General features: G+C 63.1%; 20 protein-coding genes and 1 pseudogene. 7 read left to right on the top strand and 14 right to left on the bottom strand.

Translation table 11 applies throughout. The annotated features are described in order from the left end of the window. Positions 1–68 precede the first annotated feature (68 nt). Positions 69–611: an adenine phosphoribosyltransferase gene (locus OEG82_RS19500; protein WP_047029039.1), complete on the top strand. Its 543-nt coding sequence runs from the start codon at positions 69–71 to the stop codon at positions 609–611. A 45-nt stretch (positions 612–656) separates the two neighbouring features. Here OEG82_RS19500 and OEG82_RS19495 read toward each other — a convergent pair whose 3' ends face one another. Together OEG82_RS19495 and OEG82_RS19490 are read right to left on the bottom strand one after the other, a co-directional pair. Continuing rightward, positions 657–1,148, bottom strand: coding sequence for a MaoC family dehydratase (locus OEG82_RS19495; RefSeq protein ID WP_267614026.1), 492 nt, complete (start codon positions 1,146–1,148; stop codon positions 657–659). After that, positions 1,145–1,618, bottom strand: a complete 474-nt coding sequence (locus tag OEG82_RS19490) for a MaoC family dehydratase (protein WP_267614025.1) — start codon at positions 1,616–1,618, stop codon at positions 1,145–1,147. The genes OEG82_RS19495 and OEG82_RS19490 overlap by 4 nt, the downstream gene beginning before the upstream one ends. A gap of 246 nt (positions 1,619–1,864) precedes the next feature. Between OEG82_RS19490 and OEG82_RS19485 the strand changes: the two genes are divergently transcribed. Next, positions 1,865–2,071: a YgaP family membrane protein gene (locus OEG82_RS19485; protein ID WP_425497601.1), complete on the top strand. Its 207-nt coding sequence runs from the start codon at positions 1,865–1,867 to the stop codon at positions 2,069–2,071. Between the two features lie 215 nt (positions 2,072–2,286). Here the strand turns inward: OEG82_RS19485 and ychF are convergent, their stop codons facing one another. Beyond that, positions 2,287–3,390, bottom strand: coding sequence for a redox-regulated ATPase YchF (gene ychF, locus OEG82_RS19480; RefSeq protein WP_267614024.1), 1,104 nt, complete (start codon positions 3,388–3,390; stop codon positions 2,287–2,289). A gap of 127 nt (positions 3,391–3,517) precedes the next feature. Beyond that, the gene (locus tag OEG82_RS19475; protein WP_267614023.1) at positions 3,518–4,408 is read right to left on the bottom strand and encodes an AraC family transcriptional regulator; all 891 of its coding nucleotides are present in this window, start codon (positions 4,406–4,408) and stop codon (positions 3,518–3,520) included. 161 nt (positions 4,409–4,569) lie between these two features. Here OEG82_RS19475 and OEG82_RS19470 point away from each other — a divergent pair, with 161 nt between their 5' ends. After that, positions 4,570–5,328, top strand: coding sequence for an SDR family NAD(P)-dependent oxidoreductase (locus OEG82_RS19470; RefSeq protein ID WP_267614022.1), 759 nt, complete (start codon positions 4,570–4,572; stop codon positions 5,326–5,328). 128 nt (positions 5,329–5,456) lie between these two features. Then, the gene (locus OEG82_RS19465; RefSeq protein WP_267614021.1) at positions 5,457–5,831 is read left to right on the top strand and encodes a hypothetical protein; all 375 of its coding nucleotides are present in this window, start codon (positions 5,457–5,459) and stop codon (positions 5,829–5,831) included. A gap of 28 nt (positions 5,832–5,859) precedes the next feature. On the opposite strand, the gene OEG82_RS19460 is transcribed toward OEG82_RS19465, so the two are convergent. The 5 genes from OEG82_RS19460 to OEG82_RS19440 all read right to left on the bottom strand — a co-directional run bounded on the left by OEG82_RS19460 (position 5,860) and on the right by OEG82_RS19440 (position 9,282). Then, positions 5,860–6,309, bottom strand: coding sequence for a YHS domain-containing (seleno)protein (locus OEG82_RS19460; RefSeq protein WP_267614020.1), 450 nt, complete (start codon positions 6,307–6,309; stop codon positions 5,860–5,862). Between the two features lie 86 nt (positions 6,310–6,395). After that, positions 6,396–7,133, bottom strand: a complete 738-nt coding sequence (gene pth / locus OEG82_RS19455) for an aminoacyl-tRNA hydrolase (protein ID WP_267614019.1) — start codon at positions 7,131–7,133, stop codon at positions 6,396–6,398. Between the two features lie 33 nt (positions 7,134–7,166). Then, positions 7,167–7,811 carry a 50S ribosomal protein L25/general stress protein Ctc gene (locus OEG82_RS19450; protein ID WP_267614018.1) on the bottom strand — a complete coding sequence of 215 codons (645 nt, stop codon included), beginning with the start codon at positions 7,809–7,811 and terminating at the stop codon, positions 7,167–7,169. Positions 7,812–8,008: 197 nt separating this feature from the next. Next, positions 8,009–8,842, bottom strand: a complete 834-nt coding sequence (locus OEG82_RS19445; RefSeq protein WP_267614017.1) for a hypothetical protein — start codon at positions 8,840–8,842, stop codon at positions 8,009–8,011. Continuing rightward, a complete protein-coding gene (locus OEG82_RS19440) occupies positions 8,839–9,282 on the bottom strand; it encodes an ABA4-like family protein (protein WP_267614016.1) in 444 nt (147 codons plus the stop codon). Before OEG82_RS19440 ends, OEG82_RS19445 begins: the two co-directional genes overlap by 4 nt. Before the next feature lie 104 nt (positions 9,283–9,386). On the opposite strand from OEG82_RS19440, the gene OEG82_RS19435 reads away from it, so the two are divergent. The 3 genes from OEG82_RS19435 (at position 9,387) to chrA (ending at position 12,272) form a co-directional block, all read left to right on the top strand. Continuing rightward, positions 9,387–9,992 (top strand): TetR/AcrR family transcriptional regulator, encoded by a 606-nt coding sequence (locus OEG82_RS19435; protein ID WP_267614015.1) that lies wholly within the window; start codon positions 9,387–9,389, stop codon positions 9,990–9,992. 145 nt (positions 9,993–10,137) lie between these two features. Further along, complete coding sequence (locus OEG82_RS19430; protein WP_267614014.1) at positions 10,138–10,956, top strand: chromate resistance protein ChrB domain-containing protein; 819 nt, start codon at positions 10,138–10,140, stop codon at positions 10,954–10,956. Continuing rightward, positions 10,953–12,272 carry a chromate efflux transporter gene (gene chrA, locus OEG82_RS19425; RefSeq protein ID WP_267614013.1) on the top strand — a complete coding sequence of 440 codons (1,320 nt, stop codon included), beginning with the start codon at positions 10,953–10,955 and terminating at the stop codon, positions 12,270–12,272. The genes OEG82_RS19430 and chrA overlap by 4 nt, the downstream gene beginning before the upstream one ends. 13 nt (positions 12,273–12,285) lie before the next feature. Here chrA and OEG82_RS19420 read toward each other — a convergent pair whose 3' ends face one another. The 5 genes and pseudogenes from OEG82_RS19420 to OEG82_RS19400 all read right to left on the bottom strand — a co-directional run bounded on the left by OEG82_RS19420 (position 12,286) and on the right by OEG82_RS19400 (position 17,336). Further along, the gene (locus tag OEG82_RS19420; RefSeq protein ID WP_267614012.1) at positions 12,286–13,218 is read right to left on the bottom strand and encodes a ribose-phosphate pyrophosphokinase; all 933 of its coding nucleotides are present in this window, start codon (positions 13,216–13,218) and stop codon (positions 12,286–12,288) included. A 242-nt stretch (positions 13,219–13,460) separates the two neighbouring features. Beyond that, entirely contained in the window at positions 13,461–14,060 is a 600-nt protein-coding gene (locus OEG82_RS24235; RefSeq protein ID WP_324288964.1) for a hypothetical protein, read from the bottom strand. A 117-nt stretch (positions 14,061–14,177) separates the two neighbouring features. Beyond that, a pseudogene (locus OEG82_RS19410) lies at positions 14,178–15,333 on the bottom strand (M24 family metallopeptidase). Beyond that, the gene (gene pgeF / locus OEG82_RS19405; protein ID WP_267614011.1) at positions 15,317–16,135 is read right to left on the bottom strand and encodes a peptidoglycan editing factor PgeF; all 819 of its coding nucleotides are present in this window, start codon (positions 16,133–16,135) and stop codon (positions 15,317–15,319) included. Before pgeF ends, OEG82_RS19410 begins: the two are co-directional and overlap by 17 nt. A gap of 100 nt (positions 16,136–16,235) precedes the next feature. After that, positions 16,236–17,336 carry a class I SAM-dependent methyltransferase gene (locus OEG82_RS19400; RefSeq protein WP_267614010.1) on the bottom strand — a complete coding sequence of 367 codons (1,101 nt, stop codon included), beginning with the start codon at positions 17,334–17,336 and terminating at the stop codon, positions 16,236–16,238. Positions 17,337–17,339 lie beyond the last annotated feature (3 nt).

Raw genomic sequence — 17,339 nt, 5'->3', positions numbered from 1 at the left:
TCCGGCGCAAGCCGCTTGCACCGCGCCACGCCGCATCGCAAGCTGAGATAAATTTGGGGACCACCACCATGACCGATCTTGAAAACGAACTGCGCGCTGCCATCCGCACCATTCCGGATTACCCCAAGCCGGGCATCCTGTTTCGTGACATCACCACGCTGCTGGGCGCGCCGCGGGCATTCCGGCGCTCGATCGACGAGCTGGTGCATCCCTATGCCGGCTTGCAGGTTTCCAAGATTGCCGGGATTGAAGCGCGCGGCTTCATTCTCGGCGGCGCCATGGCGCACCAGCTGTCGGCCGGTTTCGTGCCGATCCGCAAGAAGGGCAAGCTGCCGCATGACACGGTGCGGGTGGCCTACAGCCTCGAATATGGTGTGGATGAAATGGAAATGCACAGGGACGCTATCATGGAGGGCGAAAGCGTCATCCTGGTCGACGACCTGATCGCCACCGGCGGCACCGCGGAAGGTGCGGTCAAATTGCTGCGCCAGATGGGCGCCAATATCGTTGCCGCCTGTTTCGTCATCGACCTGCCCGATCTCGGCGGACGCAAGAAGCTCGAGGACCTCGGCGTGCAGGTGCGCACGCTGGTCTCCTACGAAGGCCACTGAGCCGCTCTCGCCTTCCGGGCGGGTTCTGGTGCCGCTTGGCGCCTGCTAGGCCGTGTCGCCTCCGGCGACGGGAAACTTGATCAGTGCGGCCGAATCGAAACTCATCACCAGTTCGCCATCCTTGTCGCAGGCCTCGGAGGTCAGTTCGAGGATCGACCAGCCCGGCCGCGAATTGAGCGGCCTGGTTCCGCGGATGGTGCGGGAGTAGAAGATCTCGTCGCCGGCATAGACCGGCTTGAACCATCTCAGATTGCGAAAGCCGGGCGAGGGGCCATATTCGGGCAGGCTGCGGCCTTCGGCGCGGGCGCGTTCCGCCTCGATGGCGTTGGACGCCAGATTGAGTTTCATCCAGGTGGCGGCGGTATGCCATCCCGAGGCGCACAGGCCGCCGAAAATGCTGTCCTTGGCGGCTTCCGGATCGACATGGAACCGCTGCGGATCGAAGCGGCGGGCAAAGTCGATGATCGCTTCGGCGGTGAAGACCTGGCTGCCCAGTTCCTTGCGCGTTCCGGGTTCGAAGACGGGGTCAATGATCATGGTCGGGCTGCCTCCGCGGCGCGCAGGCGCACCAGCACCGGGTTTTCCGATTCCAGCACGGTGTCGCCGCTCTGGTTTCTCAGTTCATGGCGCAGGCTGACAATGCCGACGCCGGGCCGGGATTTCGATTCGCGGGCATCGAGCACCCGCGTTTCGCCCGCCAGGACGTCGCCCGCCAGCACCGGTTTCCGCCACTTGACGAAATCGACCCCGGGAGCGCCTTCGGCAGCCGTGCGCAGCAGATAGGAGTCGGCCATCATCCGCATCATCATCGCGCAGCTGTGCCAGCCCGAGGCTGCCAGTCCGCCGAGGATGGAATTGCGGCCGGCCTCGGCATCGAGATGCATCGGCTGGGCGTCATATTCCATCGCGAAGGCGATGATGTCCTCGGCGGACACATGTTTCGGGCCGAGCGGGAACACGGTTCCGGGGCTCATGTCCTCGTAATGGAGGAGGTCATCCTTTTGCATGGATATCGGTCGCTTTCTCTGTGAGGCGTCTGAGGCCAATCTAGAGGGTTCCTTTTAGGTTTGAAAGGTTGCCTTTAGACGGAACTCGTCAATCCGCGCATTCGCCATCCTGACGCTGCGCGCGCGGATCCGTCAACTCCTGCCGGCCGCATGAGCGTTTGATCCCGGTCAAGGCGGGGCGGCTCATATGGCGTAGTGTCTATATGTTCGAAGGCGTGTCCGCCTGATGCTGAAAAGGAGCCCGAAATGTTGAAATCGAATGTCGGCACTGTCGACCGCGTCATCCGCATCCTGGCCGGAGTGGTCCTGCTTGCGATGTTCTTTGTTTATCAGGACGCTGCATGGCGATATTTCGCGCTGATCGGCATCATCCCGCTGTTCACCGGCCTGTTCGGCACCTGTCCGCTCTATTCATTGTTCGGACTGTCGACCTGCCCGGTCAAAAAGACCTGATCAGCCAGCATCGAGGCGCCGGTGCAGCCAGACTGACGGCCGAACGCAATCACCCCGGCGCAGCCTGTCAAAGGCCGTCCGGGGTGATAATTCGTGCTAAAGCACATTGCATTCAATCGTATTCATGCAATGTGCTTTAGGCTTTTGTTTTGGCGCGTGGTTTTTTCGAAAACCGGTTCCCACTTTTCGGAACACGCTTTATTGTCAGGTCTGGTTCAGGTGTTGAAGCGGAAGTGGATCACGTCGCCGTCCTGGACGACATATTCCTTGCCTTCGTCGCGCGCCTTGCCGGCTTCCTTGGCCGGAACTTCGCCGCCGAGCGTGACATAGTCGTCATAGGCGATGGTGAAGGCGCGGATGAAGCCGCGTTCGAAATCGGTGTGGATCACGCCCGCGGCGGCCGGGGCCTTGGTGCCGCGCTCGATGGTCCAGGCGCGGGTTTCCTTGGGGCCGACGGTGAAATAGGTGATCAGGTCGAGCAGGCTGTAGCCGGCGCGGATCAGGCGGTCGAGACCGGCTTCTTCTAGTCCCAGAGCCGCAAGATATTCCTGGCTTTCCTCGTCGGGCAATTGCGCCACTTCGGATTCGATGGCCGCGGAAACCACGATGCTTTCGGCACCTTGTTCGGCTGCCATCTTGGCGACGGCCTCGGTGTGCGCATTGCCGTCGACGGCATCGGCTTCCGAGACATTGCAGACATAGAGCACCGGGTGGGCGGTGAGAAGATTGAGGCCCCGGAGGATCTCGAGATCCTCGTCGGCCAGATCCTTGAGCATGGTGCGGACCGGCTTGCCGTCCTGCAGCAGCTTCAGCGAAGCTTCCATCATCGGCAGCACCGTCATCGATTCCTTGTCCTTGGAGGCGGCGCGCTTGCGGGTCTGTTCGGTGCGGCGCTCGAGGCTTTCGAGATCGGAGATCATCAGCTCGGTTTCGATGGTGTCGGCATCGCCGACGGGATCGATGCGGCCCTCGACATGGGTGATGTCGTCATCCTCGAAGCAGCGCAGTACATGGACGATGGCGTCGACTTCGCGGATATTGGCCAGGAACTTGTTGCCCAGGCCTTCGCCCTTGGACGCGCCACGGACCAGACCGGCAATGTCGACGAAGGCGATGCGGGTCGGAATGATTTCCTTGGAACCGGCCACTTCGGCGAGTTTCTTCAGCCGCGGATCTGGGACCGCCACTTCGCCGGTGTTGGGCTCGATGGTGCAGAACGGATAGTTTGCCGCCTGCGCAGCCGCCGTCCGCGTCAGCGCGTTGAACAGTGTGGACTTGCCGACATTAGGCAGCCCGACGATGCCGCATTTGAAACCCATGGGATTGGTGTCCTTGATGTAGATAGTTGCGGGCTTTGTATGGATGTGACGTGCCGCGTCAAGGGGCGAACAGGTGTTGGCGGCGCGCAGCAGCGCTAAAGCGATCCGATGGCGGCTTAAATGTCGCTCAGACGGCAAAGCCGGGACGAACGGCATCCGCGCGGGGCGGAGTGCCGAACTTGCGCGAATATTCGCGGCTGAACTGCGTGGCGCTTTCATAGCCGACCTCATAGGCGGCAGAGGACACGGACAATCCGTCGAAAGCGATCAGCCGGCGCGCTTCCATCAGGCGCATGTCCTTCTGGTACTGCAGCGGCGTGGTGCCGGTGATCTGCTTGAAATGGTCGTGAAACGACGACGGGCTCATGCCGGCTTCCTCGGCCAGGCCGGCGACCGTCAGGGGGCTGCGATAGCCGGTGCGGATCCTGCCGATGGCGCGTGAGATGCGGCTGGCATGGCTGTCGCGCTGCATCAACTGCCTGAGCATGCCGCCGTGGCTGGCCATCAACAGCCGGAAATGGATTTCCTTGAGGATCAGCGGCGCCATCACCCTTGCTTCAAGCGGATCGCCGACAAGAGCAAAATAGCGGCTCATGGCGTCGACCAGCGCTGCATCGGTGATGCTGGTGGCAAGTGCGCCGGCGCGGTGATTGCCGCGGGCCGTGTCGCCGATCTCTTCGCTGAGACCGCGCAGGATGGCAATGTCGAGAGCCACGATGATGGCCAGATAGGGGTGCTCCGGACTGGCTTCGGTCACCCGGGCGGCCACCGGCAGGTCATGGCTGACTATCAGCGACTGGCCCAGGCCGAACTCGGCCGAGCGCTCGCCGACCGCCACCTGCTTGCGGCCCTGCAGGTTTAGGCAGATGACCGGGTGGTAGATCGTCGCCTCGAACGGGCTCGGCTTGCTCTGCCGGTGTACGTAGAGACCCTCGATCCCGGTTTCCCGGCCCTTGGTCATGTCCGGGCCGTCTCCGATGTAATCATTCACCTGTTTCGCCAGATCGTGAACCGTCATGCGCCATGTCCTTTCGCTTTCCCAGCAATAGGCCAATCGCCCGGCGTGGTCACGTCTTGAACTGCGATTCTGGAGGATCGGGCAGAAGCTGTGGAGGATCCGGCAGGCCGGACCGGGGCGCTGCGGCTATCTTGCGCCCATCACAAACGCAGGAGACAGCCATGACCGACACAATCGCACTCATCACTGGCGGCAGCCGAGGGCTCGGCCGCAATGCAGCCCTTCACCTGGCCCGCAAGGGCGTCGGCATTGTCCTGACCTATCTCTCGCGCGCCGACGAGGCGGCTGCCGTGGTCGCGGAAATCGAGGCGCTGGGCGGCAAGGCTGCGGCGCTGCAGCTTGATGCCGGAGACACGGCACAATTTGCCGGTTTTGCCGGACAACTGGAAGGCACGCTCGACAGGGGCTGGGGAAGACAGACATTCGACTATCTCGTCAACAATGCCGGCATGGGCATCAATGCGGCATTTGCCGAGAACACGGAAGAGCAGTTCGACACGTTGATGAATGTCCATTTCAAGGGCGTGTTCTTTCTCACCCAGCGCCTGCTGCCTCTGATTGCCGATGGCGGACGTATCCTCAACGTCTCCACCGGGCTGGCCCGTTTCAGTGTGCCGGGCTTTGCCGCCTATGCAGCGATGAAGGGCGCCATCGAGGTGCTGACCCGCTACCAGGCCAAGGAGCTGGGGCCGCGCGGCATTGCCGTCAACGTGATTGCGCCGGGCGCGATCGAGACCGATTTCGGCGGCGGCGCGGTCCGCGACAATCCCGATGCCAATGCCTTTGTCGCCGGCGTGACCGCCATGGGCCGGGCCGGTCTGCCCGACGATATCGGCGGCGCCATTGCCAGCATCCTGCTTGGCCAGAACCAGTGGATGACAGCGCAGCGCATCGAGGTCTCGGGCGGCATGTATCTGTAGCGGAAAGAGGCCTTCAAGCCATTGCCGGCGGGGACGGGGCATACCCGTTTCCGCCGCAGCTTGCCGGTCAACCCGACGGAAAGGTTTGTGTGCGACCTTGCGCACTGTCAGATCTCGGAGAGGCCGTCATGGAAACCGAACTTGCCACCTGGCATTTTGTCGTCGCGGGCGTGATCTTTGCGATTTTCGGCGTGCTGGCCCACACGGTGCGGGCGGTGTTCAACGTGTTCCCGGACAAGCTGTCGGACACGCCGGCGGTCAATATCCTGGTCTCGAGCGATTACAGCTGGGGCGATTATCTCTGGGGCACCGAATTCGACGATGCCGGTTACTACCGCCTCGACAGTCTCAAGAACCTGCGGCTGTCGGTGGTCTTTTCCGTCATGGGCGGTCTTGGCGTCATGGTCCTGGTCGACGGCGCCGGGCTCGGCATTGCCACGCTGATCGAGGCCGGCATCAGCGGCTTTGTCGATCTGTTCTGGCAACGCATTGCCGAATTGTGATCCGGCAGCCTGCCCAATCACACCGGGCTCATTTTGACGCCCAATAGGCATCGGCCTTGCTGATGTAGCTGCCGCGATCTTCATTCCAGCGCTTGCGCACATCGGCGTTGTAATTGAGATAGAGCTTGCCGTCGGCAATGGTGAACTGCTCCGGCTCGACCGGGGCATTGTAGCCCTGGGACGCGCCATAGGCGCAATAGCCGCCATATTGCGGCGCGTATCTGGCCGGATCGGCCTGAAAAGCAGCCTTGTGCTCTGCCGAAGCAAACTGGTAGATGGCGCCATCATGGGTGGCGGTGATGTCCGGATCTCCCGGTACCGGCTTGCCTTGCGTGAAATAGGCGACGGGGTCATGGCCCTGGATGGCGATGCCGTGGAAGCTCAGATTGGTCTCACCGGCCATGGCTGCCCCGGTCAGGACTGCCAGCGCGAGCAAAGGCATGGCAATGGCCTTGCGTATGATCTTGAAAATGGACATGGCTCAACTCTCCCGTCGGTGTTTCATCAGCCTCAGGATAGCGAAAAGACCGTTCAAGCCGGAATGACGATTGTGTGAGTGGCTGCTCAGTCCTTGCCGAACAGCCGCTTCAGCATGTCGGCCATCGGGCCTGACGCCGGCAATGTCTTCGGCTGGGCCGAATTGCGGGCCTGGCGGATGTGGGATTTGCCGGCCGGGGCCTGTTTGCCGCCGGGCGAGGCCGGGGCTTTGGCGGGTTTTTCAGGCTTGGGGGCTGCGGTGCCGGTGGCGAGCGCGATCTTGTTGAAAAAGCCTGCATCGTCGCCCTTGGCGATCAGCTCGGCATGATCGGCGATGGCATCGAGCAGCGGCTGCAGCCAGTCCTGATCCGCCTTGGCGAAATCGCCCAGCACATGCGGATTGACGCGGTCCTTGTGGCCGGGATGACCTATGCCGATGCGGAGCCGCTTGTAGTCCTTGCCGCAATGGGCGTCGATCGACTTGAGCCCGTTATGGCCGCCATTGCCGCCACCGGTCTTGAGCTTGAGCTTGCCCGGGGCGAGATCGAGCTCGTCATGGATGACGATGATGTCGGCAGGCTTGAGCTTGTAGAACCGCATGGCTTCGCCGACGCTGTCGCCTGACAGGTTCATGAAGGTCATGGGTTTGAGCAGCAGGGCCTTCTCGCCGGCAAGGGTGCCTTCGGCGATTTCACCGCGGAATTTCTTCGAAAATCCGGAAAAGGAATGGCGGCGGGCAATTGCGTCCGCCGCCATAAATCCGACATTGTGCCGGTTCCTGGCATATTGGGGTCCCGGATTTCCAAGGCCTACGATCAGCAACATGGAACCTGTTCCTCAATAAAGTGCCAGGACAGCTTAATCTTCGCTGTCGCCTTCGGCTGCTTCGTCTGCAGCATCGTCTTCGCCAGCGGCATTGTCGTCGCTCTTCAGGCCGGCAGGCGATGCGATCGTGGCGATGGTGAAATCGCGATCGGTGATCGTCGGCTCAACGCCTTCAGGCAGCGTGACATGCGAGATGTGAATGCCGTCGCCGATTTCGAGGCCGGTGAGGTCGACCTGGATCGAATCCGGGATCGAATTGGCCGGGCAGTGGAATTCGACCGTGTGACGCACGACGTTGAGAACGCCGCCGCGCTTGAGGCCGGGGGACTTCTCTTCGTTTTCGAAGTGAACCGGAATGTCCACAGTCACCTGGGTGTTTTTCGACACGCGCAGGAAGTCGACATGCAGGACGAAGTCGCGCACGGGATCCAGCTGAATGTCCTTGGGCAGCACACTGTACTTCTTGCCTTCGACCTCAATGGTCGCAAGCGTGGTGAAGAAGCCGCCGGCATGCATCTTCTTGGTGACTTCATTGCGCGAGAGCGCGATGGAGACGGGTTCTTTCTTGTCACCATAGATGACGGCGGGAATCAAACCGTTGCGGCGAAGTTCACGGGCGGACCCCTTACCAACCCGTTCGCGCGCCTCGGCCTTAAGCTCATATGCAACATTGCTCATGGCAAGTCCTTTCGAGGTTCTAATCTGGGGCTGCTTTCCGGTGACAAGCTTGCGCTGGTCCCAAAAAACATCAAGCGCCGTTTCCGGCGCCTCATCCGCGTTGCCTCCAAGGGTGTCTGCACGGACGTGGCCGCTATAGCCGAGCAACCGCGCGATTGCAAGCTTTGGAGCGGGTGCGTTGTCATGGATGCCCGGCATCAGAATTCCGGTATCAACGGCAGGCCGGCCATCGAGCCGGCGAAGCTTGCCGTGACCAATATGGTGAACAGGATGGCAAAGACCCACACAGCGCGGGATGCCATTCTTTGCGGCAGCAGGGCAGTGGCGAGCAGGCCGGCAAGCGGAAGCGCATGCATGGCATGGGTGGCGAAGAAATGCGGCGCGCGCACGTCGCCCACTTCGCGCGACCAGCCCATGATCGGCACTGTTGCGCCGGAAACCGGCGTGCCGACCAGGTGGCCGGGCAGGGAGGCCATGGTTCCGGCAACCACCAGCGTCAGCGCAAAGGTCAGCACCAGGCCGAGCCAGATGGCGAGGTGCAGGGCGGGTGGCAGTCCGGTGCGCGAATTGCGCCGGATGGCAATGCCGTGAACAAGCGTCGCCGAGGTGAGCAGCACGGCGAACAGGCCCATGAGGCTGTAGATGCCCTGCATCACCGGCGTGCCGACGTTGAAATGGGAGGCGATGCCGAACATTGCGGCGCCGCTGATCCAGGCCAGTTCGGCAATGACGGCAAAGACGACCGTGGCGGAATAGAGCCGGTAGCTGCGCTGCGCGGTCAGTCCTGCGGGCAGCCAGCGGGCGAAAAAGGCCAGAGTCAGCAGGTACAGCGACAGGGCAATCTGGAACTTGACCGGTTTCAGCCAGACATTTTCACCGAGGAACTGTCGCTGGTCGAGCGCCATGGCCACCAGTGTCGGCGCCAGCGACAGGCCAATCAGCATTCCGGCTGCGGCAAACAGGGGCTCAGCATCAAACAGGCCCTTGTGTGAGGCCGGGCGGGAGAGGGGAGCAAATGCAATGTCGGTCATGCCAGACCTCCGGCGGTCTGTGTTGCAAAGCGGCCATGAACCAGCCGCAGGCCGAGAAAGACCAGGAGCCCGATGGGGCCGAACAGGAAGGTCAGCACCAGGCAGGGCAGCACCAGAAGATGCGGAAAGCCGGTGCGCCGCGCAGTACGGACCTCCCAGGCGCCAACGAAGAGATCGAAGGCCAGGTAGTGCAGCCAGCCGGCCAGGGCGACGGCGGGATTGGTAAAGAGCAGCATGACTTCGGCCAGGCTGTTGAAGCCGCCTTCGGCGCTCGACCAGTTGGCAAGGATGAGCGCGGTGTAGCCGAGCGAAAGGATGACCGGAATGACAAGACCGGCTGCAAGCTGGGTTAGCCGGGGCGCGAGGGGCGACGCGGCCAGGGCCAGCCAACCGGCCATTGCCAGCGGGCCTGAGAGTTGAAAGAGGGTATCGGGGTTCATGTGGAAATCTCCATCTGGACAGTGACTAGATTGAGGGTGAAGCCTTATCTTGTCGCTGTCAAGATAAATTTGACACTGTCCAGATGGCGCGCTAGTTTGCTGCCATGCTCAAGACAAAAGATAGCTATCATCATGGCGACCTGCGCGCGGCGCTGCTCAAGGCGGGAGAAGAGGTTCTGGCGGAATCCGGGATCGACGGGTTTTCCTTGAGAGCCGTGGCCAAGCGGGTGGGGGTCAGCCACTCTGCGCCGGCTCATCATTTCGGCGATGCCAAGGGGTTGCTCGATGCGCTGGCCACGGAAGGCTTCCGCCGGTTTCTCGCCGCCATGGAGGCGCGGCAAAAGGCGGAGACCAGCGGCGATCCGCGCCAGCAGGTGCTGGCGTCGGGGCTGGGCTATCTCGATTTCGCGGTCAGTTCGCCGGCCCTGTTCCGGCTGATGTTCGCGGCGGACAAATCCCACCAGAAGTCGGATGAGCTGACGGAGGCCGCCCAGGCTTCCTTTGTGCATCTGGCCGAAGGTGTTGCCCGGCTGCGCGGCGTCTCGCCCTTCGAGAATGCGTCGGCAATGACCGATGTGATGGCGATCTGGAGCATGGTGCACGGCTTTTCCGAGTTGTTCATCTCCGGCCGGCTTGGATATGACGACTGCAGGCCACCAGCGGACCGCGATGCCTTTCTGGTCGAAATCCTCGACCGGGCGATCGGCTGATGGGATCCGTTTCCGCCGGTCGTGTAAGGCCGGTTGACGCGGTCGGCTACCGTCTCTAGGCTGTCTGCACGGGGTTACGGGTGGACTCCCCGGTGCAGGCGCAAGCCCAAGCTCCGCCCTTCGTATTTATGCGAAGGGGACATCCATGTCCAAATCCATCTCGGCTCACGACCTGTCAAACCTGTCCGGCACCAATAACTGGCCGACGGTTGTTGCCGCCACACGCTGTTTCAAGTTCGAGGAAGAGGCCCGGTCGATTGCCGGATCGGTGTGGCGCGACCACATGCAGACCGAAATCTGGGGTCCGGACCTGGCCAGGCTCGGCAGGCCGATCGTGGTCTATTGCCTGCACGGCCACAATGTCAGCCAGCTCGCGGTGGCGCGGTTGCGGGCGCAAGGGTTTGACGCCCGGCACCTTGAGGGCGGGATTGATGCCTATGAGGCCGCCGGCGGGCTGGTGCTCAAACAGCGCGGGCCGGATGTGCCGCTGCTTCTGCCGCAGCCGACGCTCTGGATTACCAGCGAAAGGCCGGGGGGCGACGGCCTGGGTTTTGCCTGGCTGGTGCGCCGCTTCATCGATCCCTTGGCGCAGTTCCACTTTGTCGAGGCCGAATGGGTGGTCGATATTGCCGAGGAGATGGGGGCAATCCCGTTTGCGGTCGAAGGCGCGCGCAATTTTTGTCAAGTCGGGGAAACCTGCAGTGCCGACAAGCTGCTCGATCTGTTCGGCATCGAGGATCCGGCCTTGCGTCATTTCGCCCGCATTCTGCGCGGTGCAAGTGCCGGGGCGGACGAACCGCAATCGGCCGGCCTGCAGGCGATTTTGCGGGGATTGTCATCTTTGCAAGATGATGATCTGGCACAGCTTGAAAACTCCATGGTGATCCATGACGCGCTGTTTGCCTGGTGCCGTCACGCCACCCGTGAGACCCAGATCCGGACGACGGGGAAAGCTGCAGCATGAGTTTGATATCTTCTCCCTCCTGGTCCGAGATGTTTCGCGTCTTCGGGCGGATCGGGCTGCTGTCATTCGGCGGCCCCGCCGGGCAGATCGCGCTGATGCATCGCGAACTGGTCGAAGAACGCAACTGGCTGGATGAGCCGCGGTTTCTGCACGCGCTGAATTTCTGCATGCTGCTGCCCGGGCCCGAAGCGATGCAACTGGCCACCTATGCGGGCTGGTTGCTGCGCGGCGTGCGCGGCGGGCTGCTGGCCGGTCTGCTGTTCATTCTGCCCGGCTTCGCGGTGATCATGGCGCTGTCGGCGGTCTATTTCCGCCATGGCGACCTGCCGGTGGTGGCGGGCGTGCTGTTCGGGCTCAAGGCGGCGGTGCTGGCCATTGTCGTCGAAGCCCTGCTGAGGGTGTCGAAACGGGCGCTCAAGACCCGGCTTGCCTGGGGGCTGGCGGTGCTTGCCTTTGTCGCCATCGCCTTTCTCAAGCTGCCTTTCCCGCTGATCGTGCTCGGCGCGGGGCTTATCGGCATTCTTGCGTCCCATTCGAGTATGGCAGGGAAGGACGAGGCCGCAGCGGCTGCGGTCGATCAGGGGCCGGCAGTCATGCTGCCGGGCCTGACCGGGCCGACCTTGCGCACCGTCGGCATCTGGGGGGCGGTCTGGCTGGCGCCGCTGGCGTTGCTGCTTGCCGTGCCCGGCCTGCCGCAGACCTTTGCGGCGATGGCGGAATTTTTCTCCAAGGCGGCGATCGTCACCTTCGGCGGCGCCTATGCGGTGCTGGCCTATGTCGGCCAGCAGGCGGTCGAAGTGCATGGCTGGCTGGTGCCGGGCGACATGCTGGCAGGGCTGGGGCTGGCGGAAACCACGCCCGGGCCGCTGATCCTTGTGCTGGTGTTTGTCGGTTTTCTCGGCGGCGCGCGCGAGGCGGGGCTGGATCCGATGACGGGCGGGTTGATCGGCGGATCGATCGCGCTGTTTTTCACCTTTGCGCCGTGCTTTTTATGGATTTTCGCCGGCGCGCCGCATATCGAGCGGCTGCGGTCGGTCAGGTGGCTGTCAGCCGGGTTGTCGGCGATCACCGCTGCCGTGGTCGGCGTGATTTCCAACCTGGCGGTGTGGTTTGCGCTGCACGTGCTGTTCGGTTCCGTTGGAGCGAGGGTGGTCGGGCCGTTGACGCTGCCCGTGCCGGCGCTCGCTACGCTCGATGTCGCAGCGCTGGCCATCGCGCTGGGCGCGGGCGTGGCGCTGCTGCGCTTTCATCTCAATCTGTTTGTCGTGCTGGGCGCTGCGACGCTTGCCGGCGTCGCGGTCATCATGGTCGCCTGAATGGCGGCCGGTGTCAGTCGAACAGGCTCGACACCGACTGTTCAGCCGCGGTGCGGTTGATGGCTTCGCCGATCAGCGCATCAGTCGACAGCACGCGGATATTGGGTGCGTTCTGGATTTCCTGTGTCGGCTGAATCGAGTCGGTGATGACCAGTTCCTTGAGTTTCGAAGACGAAACGCGCGCCACGGCGCCGCCCGACAATACACCATGGGTGATGTAGGCGGTCACGGATTTGGCGCCATTGTTGAGCAGCGCTTCGGCGGCGTTGCACAGGGTGCCACCGGAATCGACGATGTCGTCGATCAGGATGCAGTCCTTGCCGTCAACTTCACCGATGATGTTCATGACTTCGGATTCGCCGGGACGGTCGCGGCGCTTGTCGACGATTGCAAGCAGCGAGCCCAGGCGTTTGCCGAGCGCACGGGCGCGGACCACGCCGCCAACGTCAGGTGAGACCACCATGACATTTTCCAGCTCGTAATGGGCCTTGATGTCACGGGCAATCACCGGAATGGCGAACAGGTTGTCGGTTGGAATATCGAAGAAGCCCTGGATCTGGCCTGCGTGCAGGTCAAGCGTCAGCACCCGGTCGGCGCCGGCTTCGGTAATCAGATTGGCCACCAGCTTGGCCGAGATCGGCGTGCGGCCCGAGGCGCGGCGGTCCTGACGGGCATAGCCGAAATAGGGCAGCACGGCCGTGATCCTTCTGGCTGATGATCGCCGGAAGGCGTCGATCATGATCAGCAGTTCCATCAGGTTGTCATTGGTCGGGTAGGAGGTGGACTGGAGGATGAACACATCCTCGCCGCGCACATTTTCCTGGATTTCGACAAAGATCTCCTGATCGGCGAAGCGTCGGACGCTTGCCTTGCCCAAGGGCACATTGAGATAGTTGCAAATGGACTCCGCCAAACGTCGGTTCGAGTTTCCCGCGAAAACCTTCATTTGGGACCGCCTGTTTTTTCCGGCCGCGTCACGCCATGTGCAGGGTCGCTCATGGGGACGGGGCGCCAACCCGTTGGCCCGCGTTTTAGCGGGGCTTCCGATGATTGCAAGCACGCATCGGCGATGTGCGCTATTTTTCTGTTAATTCGCAGGGGTTTCTTATCGGCAAATGCGGATGCCGCGGTTTTGGCTGCAGCCATGGGGCGCATCGGCTCGGGAGGCGTATCGCAGGTAGATCCGCCTCAAAGGCCGCGCCAGGAGACGTAATCGGCAATCGAACGGGCGGCGATCCGCTCCATCACGTCGGCGGGCACGGACGCCCGGGGATCACCGGCGCCGCCGGGGAAACTTTCCTGGCCCTGGATCCGGTGCAGGCGCGCACCGGCGGTGTCGAGCACGTCCCAGACGTAAAACACCGTTGTCTGGCCGTTGAAATTGTCCGCCGAGAAATATCCCTTCAGGACATGGTCGCCGCCGGTATCGGAGGCGCTGAGAATGGCCAGGCCGCGATTGCGGGCCTCGACGGCGAGTTGCCGCGACAGGGGCGTCACCGCATTGACCGGCGCGCCGATCACCGGGGTGAACCGGATCCGGCCGCGCAATTGACCCGCGGGGGCGGAAACCGTCTGTCCTGCGGTTGCGCCCGGAGTCGGTGCGCCCGGCGCCGTGCCTTGTCCGGCCGGAAACACCTCGGTGCCGGCGGAGGAGGGCGCATCCGTGTTTGCGGCAGCGGCCTGCTGGTCCCCCGGAATTGGCTGAAGCGTCTGCTCTGTGCTGTTGCAACCGGCAACCACAATGACCAATGCGCATAGAGCGCCCATGATTTTGATGGTTTTTATCATGTTCCCCGCCGTTTCCCCCCTGTTATGAAATCCCGGAGGCAAGCCTGTCAATCTCTACCGGTTCCGCTGCGGTTTGACACGCAGGCGGAATCGGCAGGATCAGGCCCTGGAGTGCCGCTATGGAGCGATGATCAGGTCCAGTGATTTGGCAGAGAGCGATTCCGGCTCATCCGTTGTGGTCAGATAGGTCTGCCCCAGTGTCATGGCCGTTCCGGCCTCGGAATCCATGATGATCATGTGCACGAAGAGGGTCATGTCGGGCTCGATCTCGCGCGGATTGCCAGCATGAAACATCTGGTGCTCCATCCAGCTCGGCGTGAAGCGGGCGCCCAGCGAGTAGCCGCAGGCATTGAGCCGGTGCCGGGTCAGGCCGCGAGCATCCATGACTTCGGCATGGGCATCGAAGACCTGGCCGAATGTGGTGCCGGGCCGGAGGATGGCGGTGATGGCGTCGAGCGACGCGCGGCAGGCCTCGTAGAGTTCGATGTGGCGCAGGGTCGGCTCGCCGATCACCACCGTGCGCATCATGGCGACATGGTAATGGGCGAAGGTGCCTCGCCCATTCCAGCGTCAGCTGGTCATTGTCGGTCAGTTTGCGGCGGCCGGCCTTGTAGCGGCACAGCAGCGCGTCCTCGCCCGAGCCGATGATGAACTCGTTGGCCGGGTAGTCGCCGCCGCCGGAAAACACCGCCCCCTGCATGGCGGCAAGAATGTCGGCCTCGTCGGCGCCGGGCTTGATCAGGGGCAGTGCCGCATCAAGCGCGGCATCGGCCAGGCCTGCAGCGCGCCTTACATGGGCGATTTCCGCCGGGCTCTTGATCAGCCGCAGACGGCTGACCAGGTAGGACTGGTCCACCAGTTCGGCGAAGCTCTGCAACTGGTTGTCGAGCTTGCGGCAATTGGCGCCGGTCAGGCCGTGGGTGTCGTATTCCACGCCGATGCGCTCGCCGAGCAGGTCGAGATCGGAGAGCAGGTTTTTCAGATCCAGCGCCGGATCGGCCTTGGTCCGGTCGGTCCAGACCACGATGTTTTCGATGATCGAGGTCTGGCGGGCCTGGCGCAGGTCGGCAGAGCGGGTCAGCAGGTTCATGCTGCCATCGGCCTTGACCACGAGGCACTGGAAGAAACAGAAGCCGAATGTATCGTAGCCGGTCAGCCAGTACATGCTCTCCTGGGCGAACAGCAGCATGGCGTCGAGTTTTTCCTCCCGCATGCTGGCCAGCAGCTTGTCCAGACGGGCGGCGTATTCCTCGCGTTCAAAATGCAGGGCCATGGGCGTCCTCCTTGATGGCGATGGCGGAGATTTGTCGTCCGTAATCGGGTTCATTGCGATGGGTGGCGCGCCGGTAGGAATACCAGGCGGCTTCATCGGCATAGGTGCAGTCTGCGACCATGTCGGCGGTGAGCCCGGCGGCGCGCAGCCGGTCGAGCGTGAACTGCCTCAGGTCGAACAGCGCGTGGTCGTCTCTGGCCGATGGCCGGAAGTAGATTTCGAAGGCGGGATCGCGATCGACGAACCGGTTGATGAATTCCGGACCGACCTCGTAATTGGGCTGGCTGATCGACGGGCCGAGCACCGCCACGATCCGTCCGGGGTCCGCGCCGAGCGTCTGCATGGCTTCCACCGTGCTTTCAAGAACGCCGTCAAAGGCGCCGCGCCAGCCGGCATGGGCCGCGCCGACGACGCCGGCGTCCGGATCGGCAAACAGCACCGGTCCGCAATCGGCCGTCAGCACCCCGAGAACCAGGCCCGGCGTGCTGGTGACCAGCGCGTCGGCCTGCGGCCGTTCGGCGCGGTTTTGGGCCGTGGCGATGTGAACCCGTGGCGAATGGACCTGGTGCAAGGTGACCAGGCGGTCGGGTTCCATGTCGAACCAGCGACTCACCCGCGCCCGGTTTTCCTCGATATGGGCGCGGTTGTCGTTCGATCCCAGCCCGACATTGAGGCCGCGGTAAAGCCCTTCGGACACGCCGCCGCTGCGGCTGAAGAACCCGTGGGAGACCCGATTGCCCGAGGATGCGCCATCCAAAAGTGCGCTCCGCACCGGGTTTGGTGCGCGGCGGTCAACCTTCATGATCTGGTCCTCCCCGGGCCCTGGGGGGCCGAATCCGCAGATTCTGCTTGTCTGTCGGCGAATGGTGACCCGCCGGCACGGTGTCTGTCAATTCTTCCACTCAAGCGGAATGTGGATCGAATGGCGCTATCCGCACCGGGCTGCCGCTGATGGCGAGCACCTTGAACAGCGCTCCCATGCGGGCTTCGCCCTCGCCGGCAAGCCGGTTGACGGCGTCGCTGATGGTGGCCTGGGTCAAGGAGTCGCGGCCCGCACCCAGTGCGCCGGCGCGCTCGACCAGCCCCAGCCCGACAAGGAATTCGCCCTGGCTGATGGCGCGGTGGACAAAGGCGCCGGCCTGGCTTGCGGCTTCCCCGAGCGCCTGGAAATCGACATGGCTTGTCAGGTCGGCCTCGCCGGGGCGGGCCAGCGGCGGGTCGTAATCATGCCGGTAGACAGCCTGCAGAGTGTCGCCGAAGCCGGTGACCAGATGGCCGTAGTCAATGACCAGTGCGGAGCCGCCGTCGCGGACGATCCTGGCGGCAATTGCCTGCATGATGGCAGAGCGGGCCGGCGACAGCTCGAAGACTTCGCCGTCGGGGACTCTCGCCTCATCCACCGGCAACAGGGACGCGTCGAAGCCGCCGGGCCCGAGCCCGAAGGTCAGCTTGCCGGTGTCGTCGAGCCCGACCATGCGTTCGCGGAAGCCCTGCGGGGTCTTGACGAACTGGTGGATCGGGATCGCGTCGAACAGTTCATTGGCGACCACCAGGGTAAATCCCGATGGGATCTCCTCGATCATCGAATGCCAGGTAATGCGCTCCTTGATCTGCACCAGTGTCTGGCGCTGAACATTGCGCAGCCGCTTGCTGGTCTCGACCATGTGAATGCTGGCGGCAGCCTCCATGTCCGGCGCCAGGCGGGCGATCACCCGCATCGCGTCGGACATCAGCGTGCCGCGGCCCGGGCCGATTTCGGCAATCCGGACCGGTGTCGGCGAGCCCTGAGCCTGCCAGGCATGGACCAGCCAGACGCCGATCATTTCGCCAAAGAGTTGCGAGACCTCGGGCGCGGTGATGAAATCGCCCGAACGGCCGAAAGGCTCGCGGTTCTGGTAGTAGCCGTGGTCGGGATCACCCAGGCACAGCGCAAAATAGTCCGAGATGCGCAAAGGGCCTGACTGCTCGATCAATCTGGTGATCTTTTCTGCAAGCGGGGTCATCGC

The organism is Hoeflea ulvae, from assembly GCF_026619435.1.
GTDB lineage: Bacteria > Pseudomonadota > Alphaproteobacteria > Rhizobiales > Rhizobiaceae > Hoeflea > Hoeflea ulvae.
Note: the sequence above shows the minus strand (reverse complement) of the source record. Positions and strands in the feature narration are given on the sequence as shown.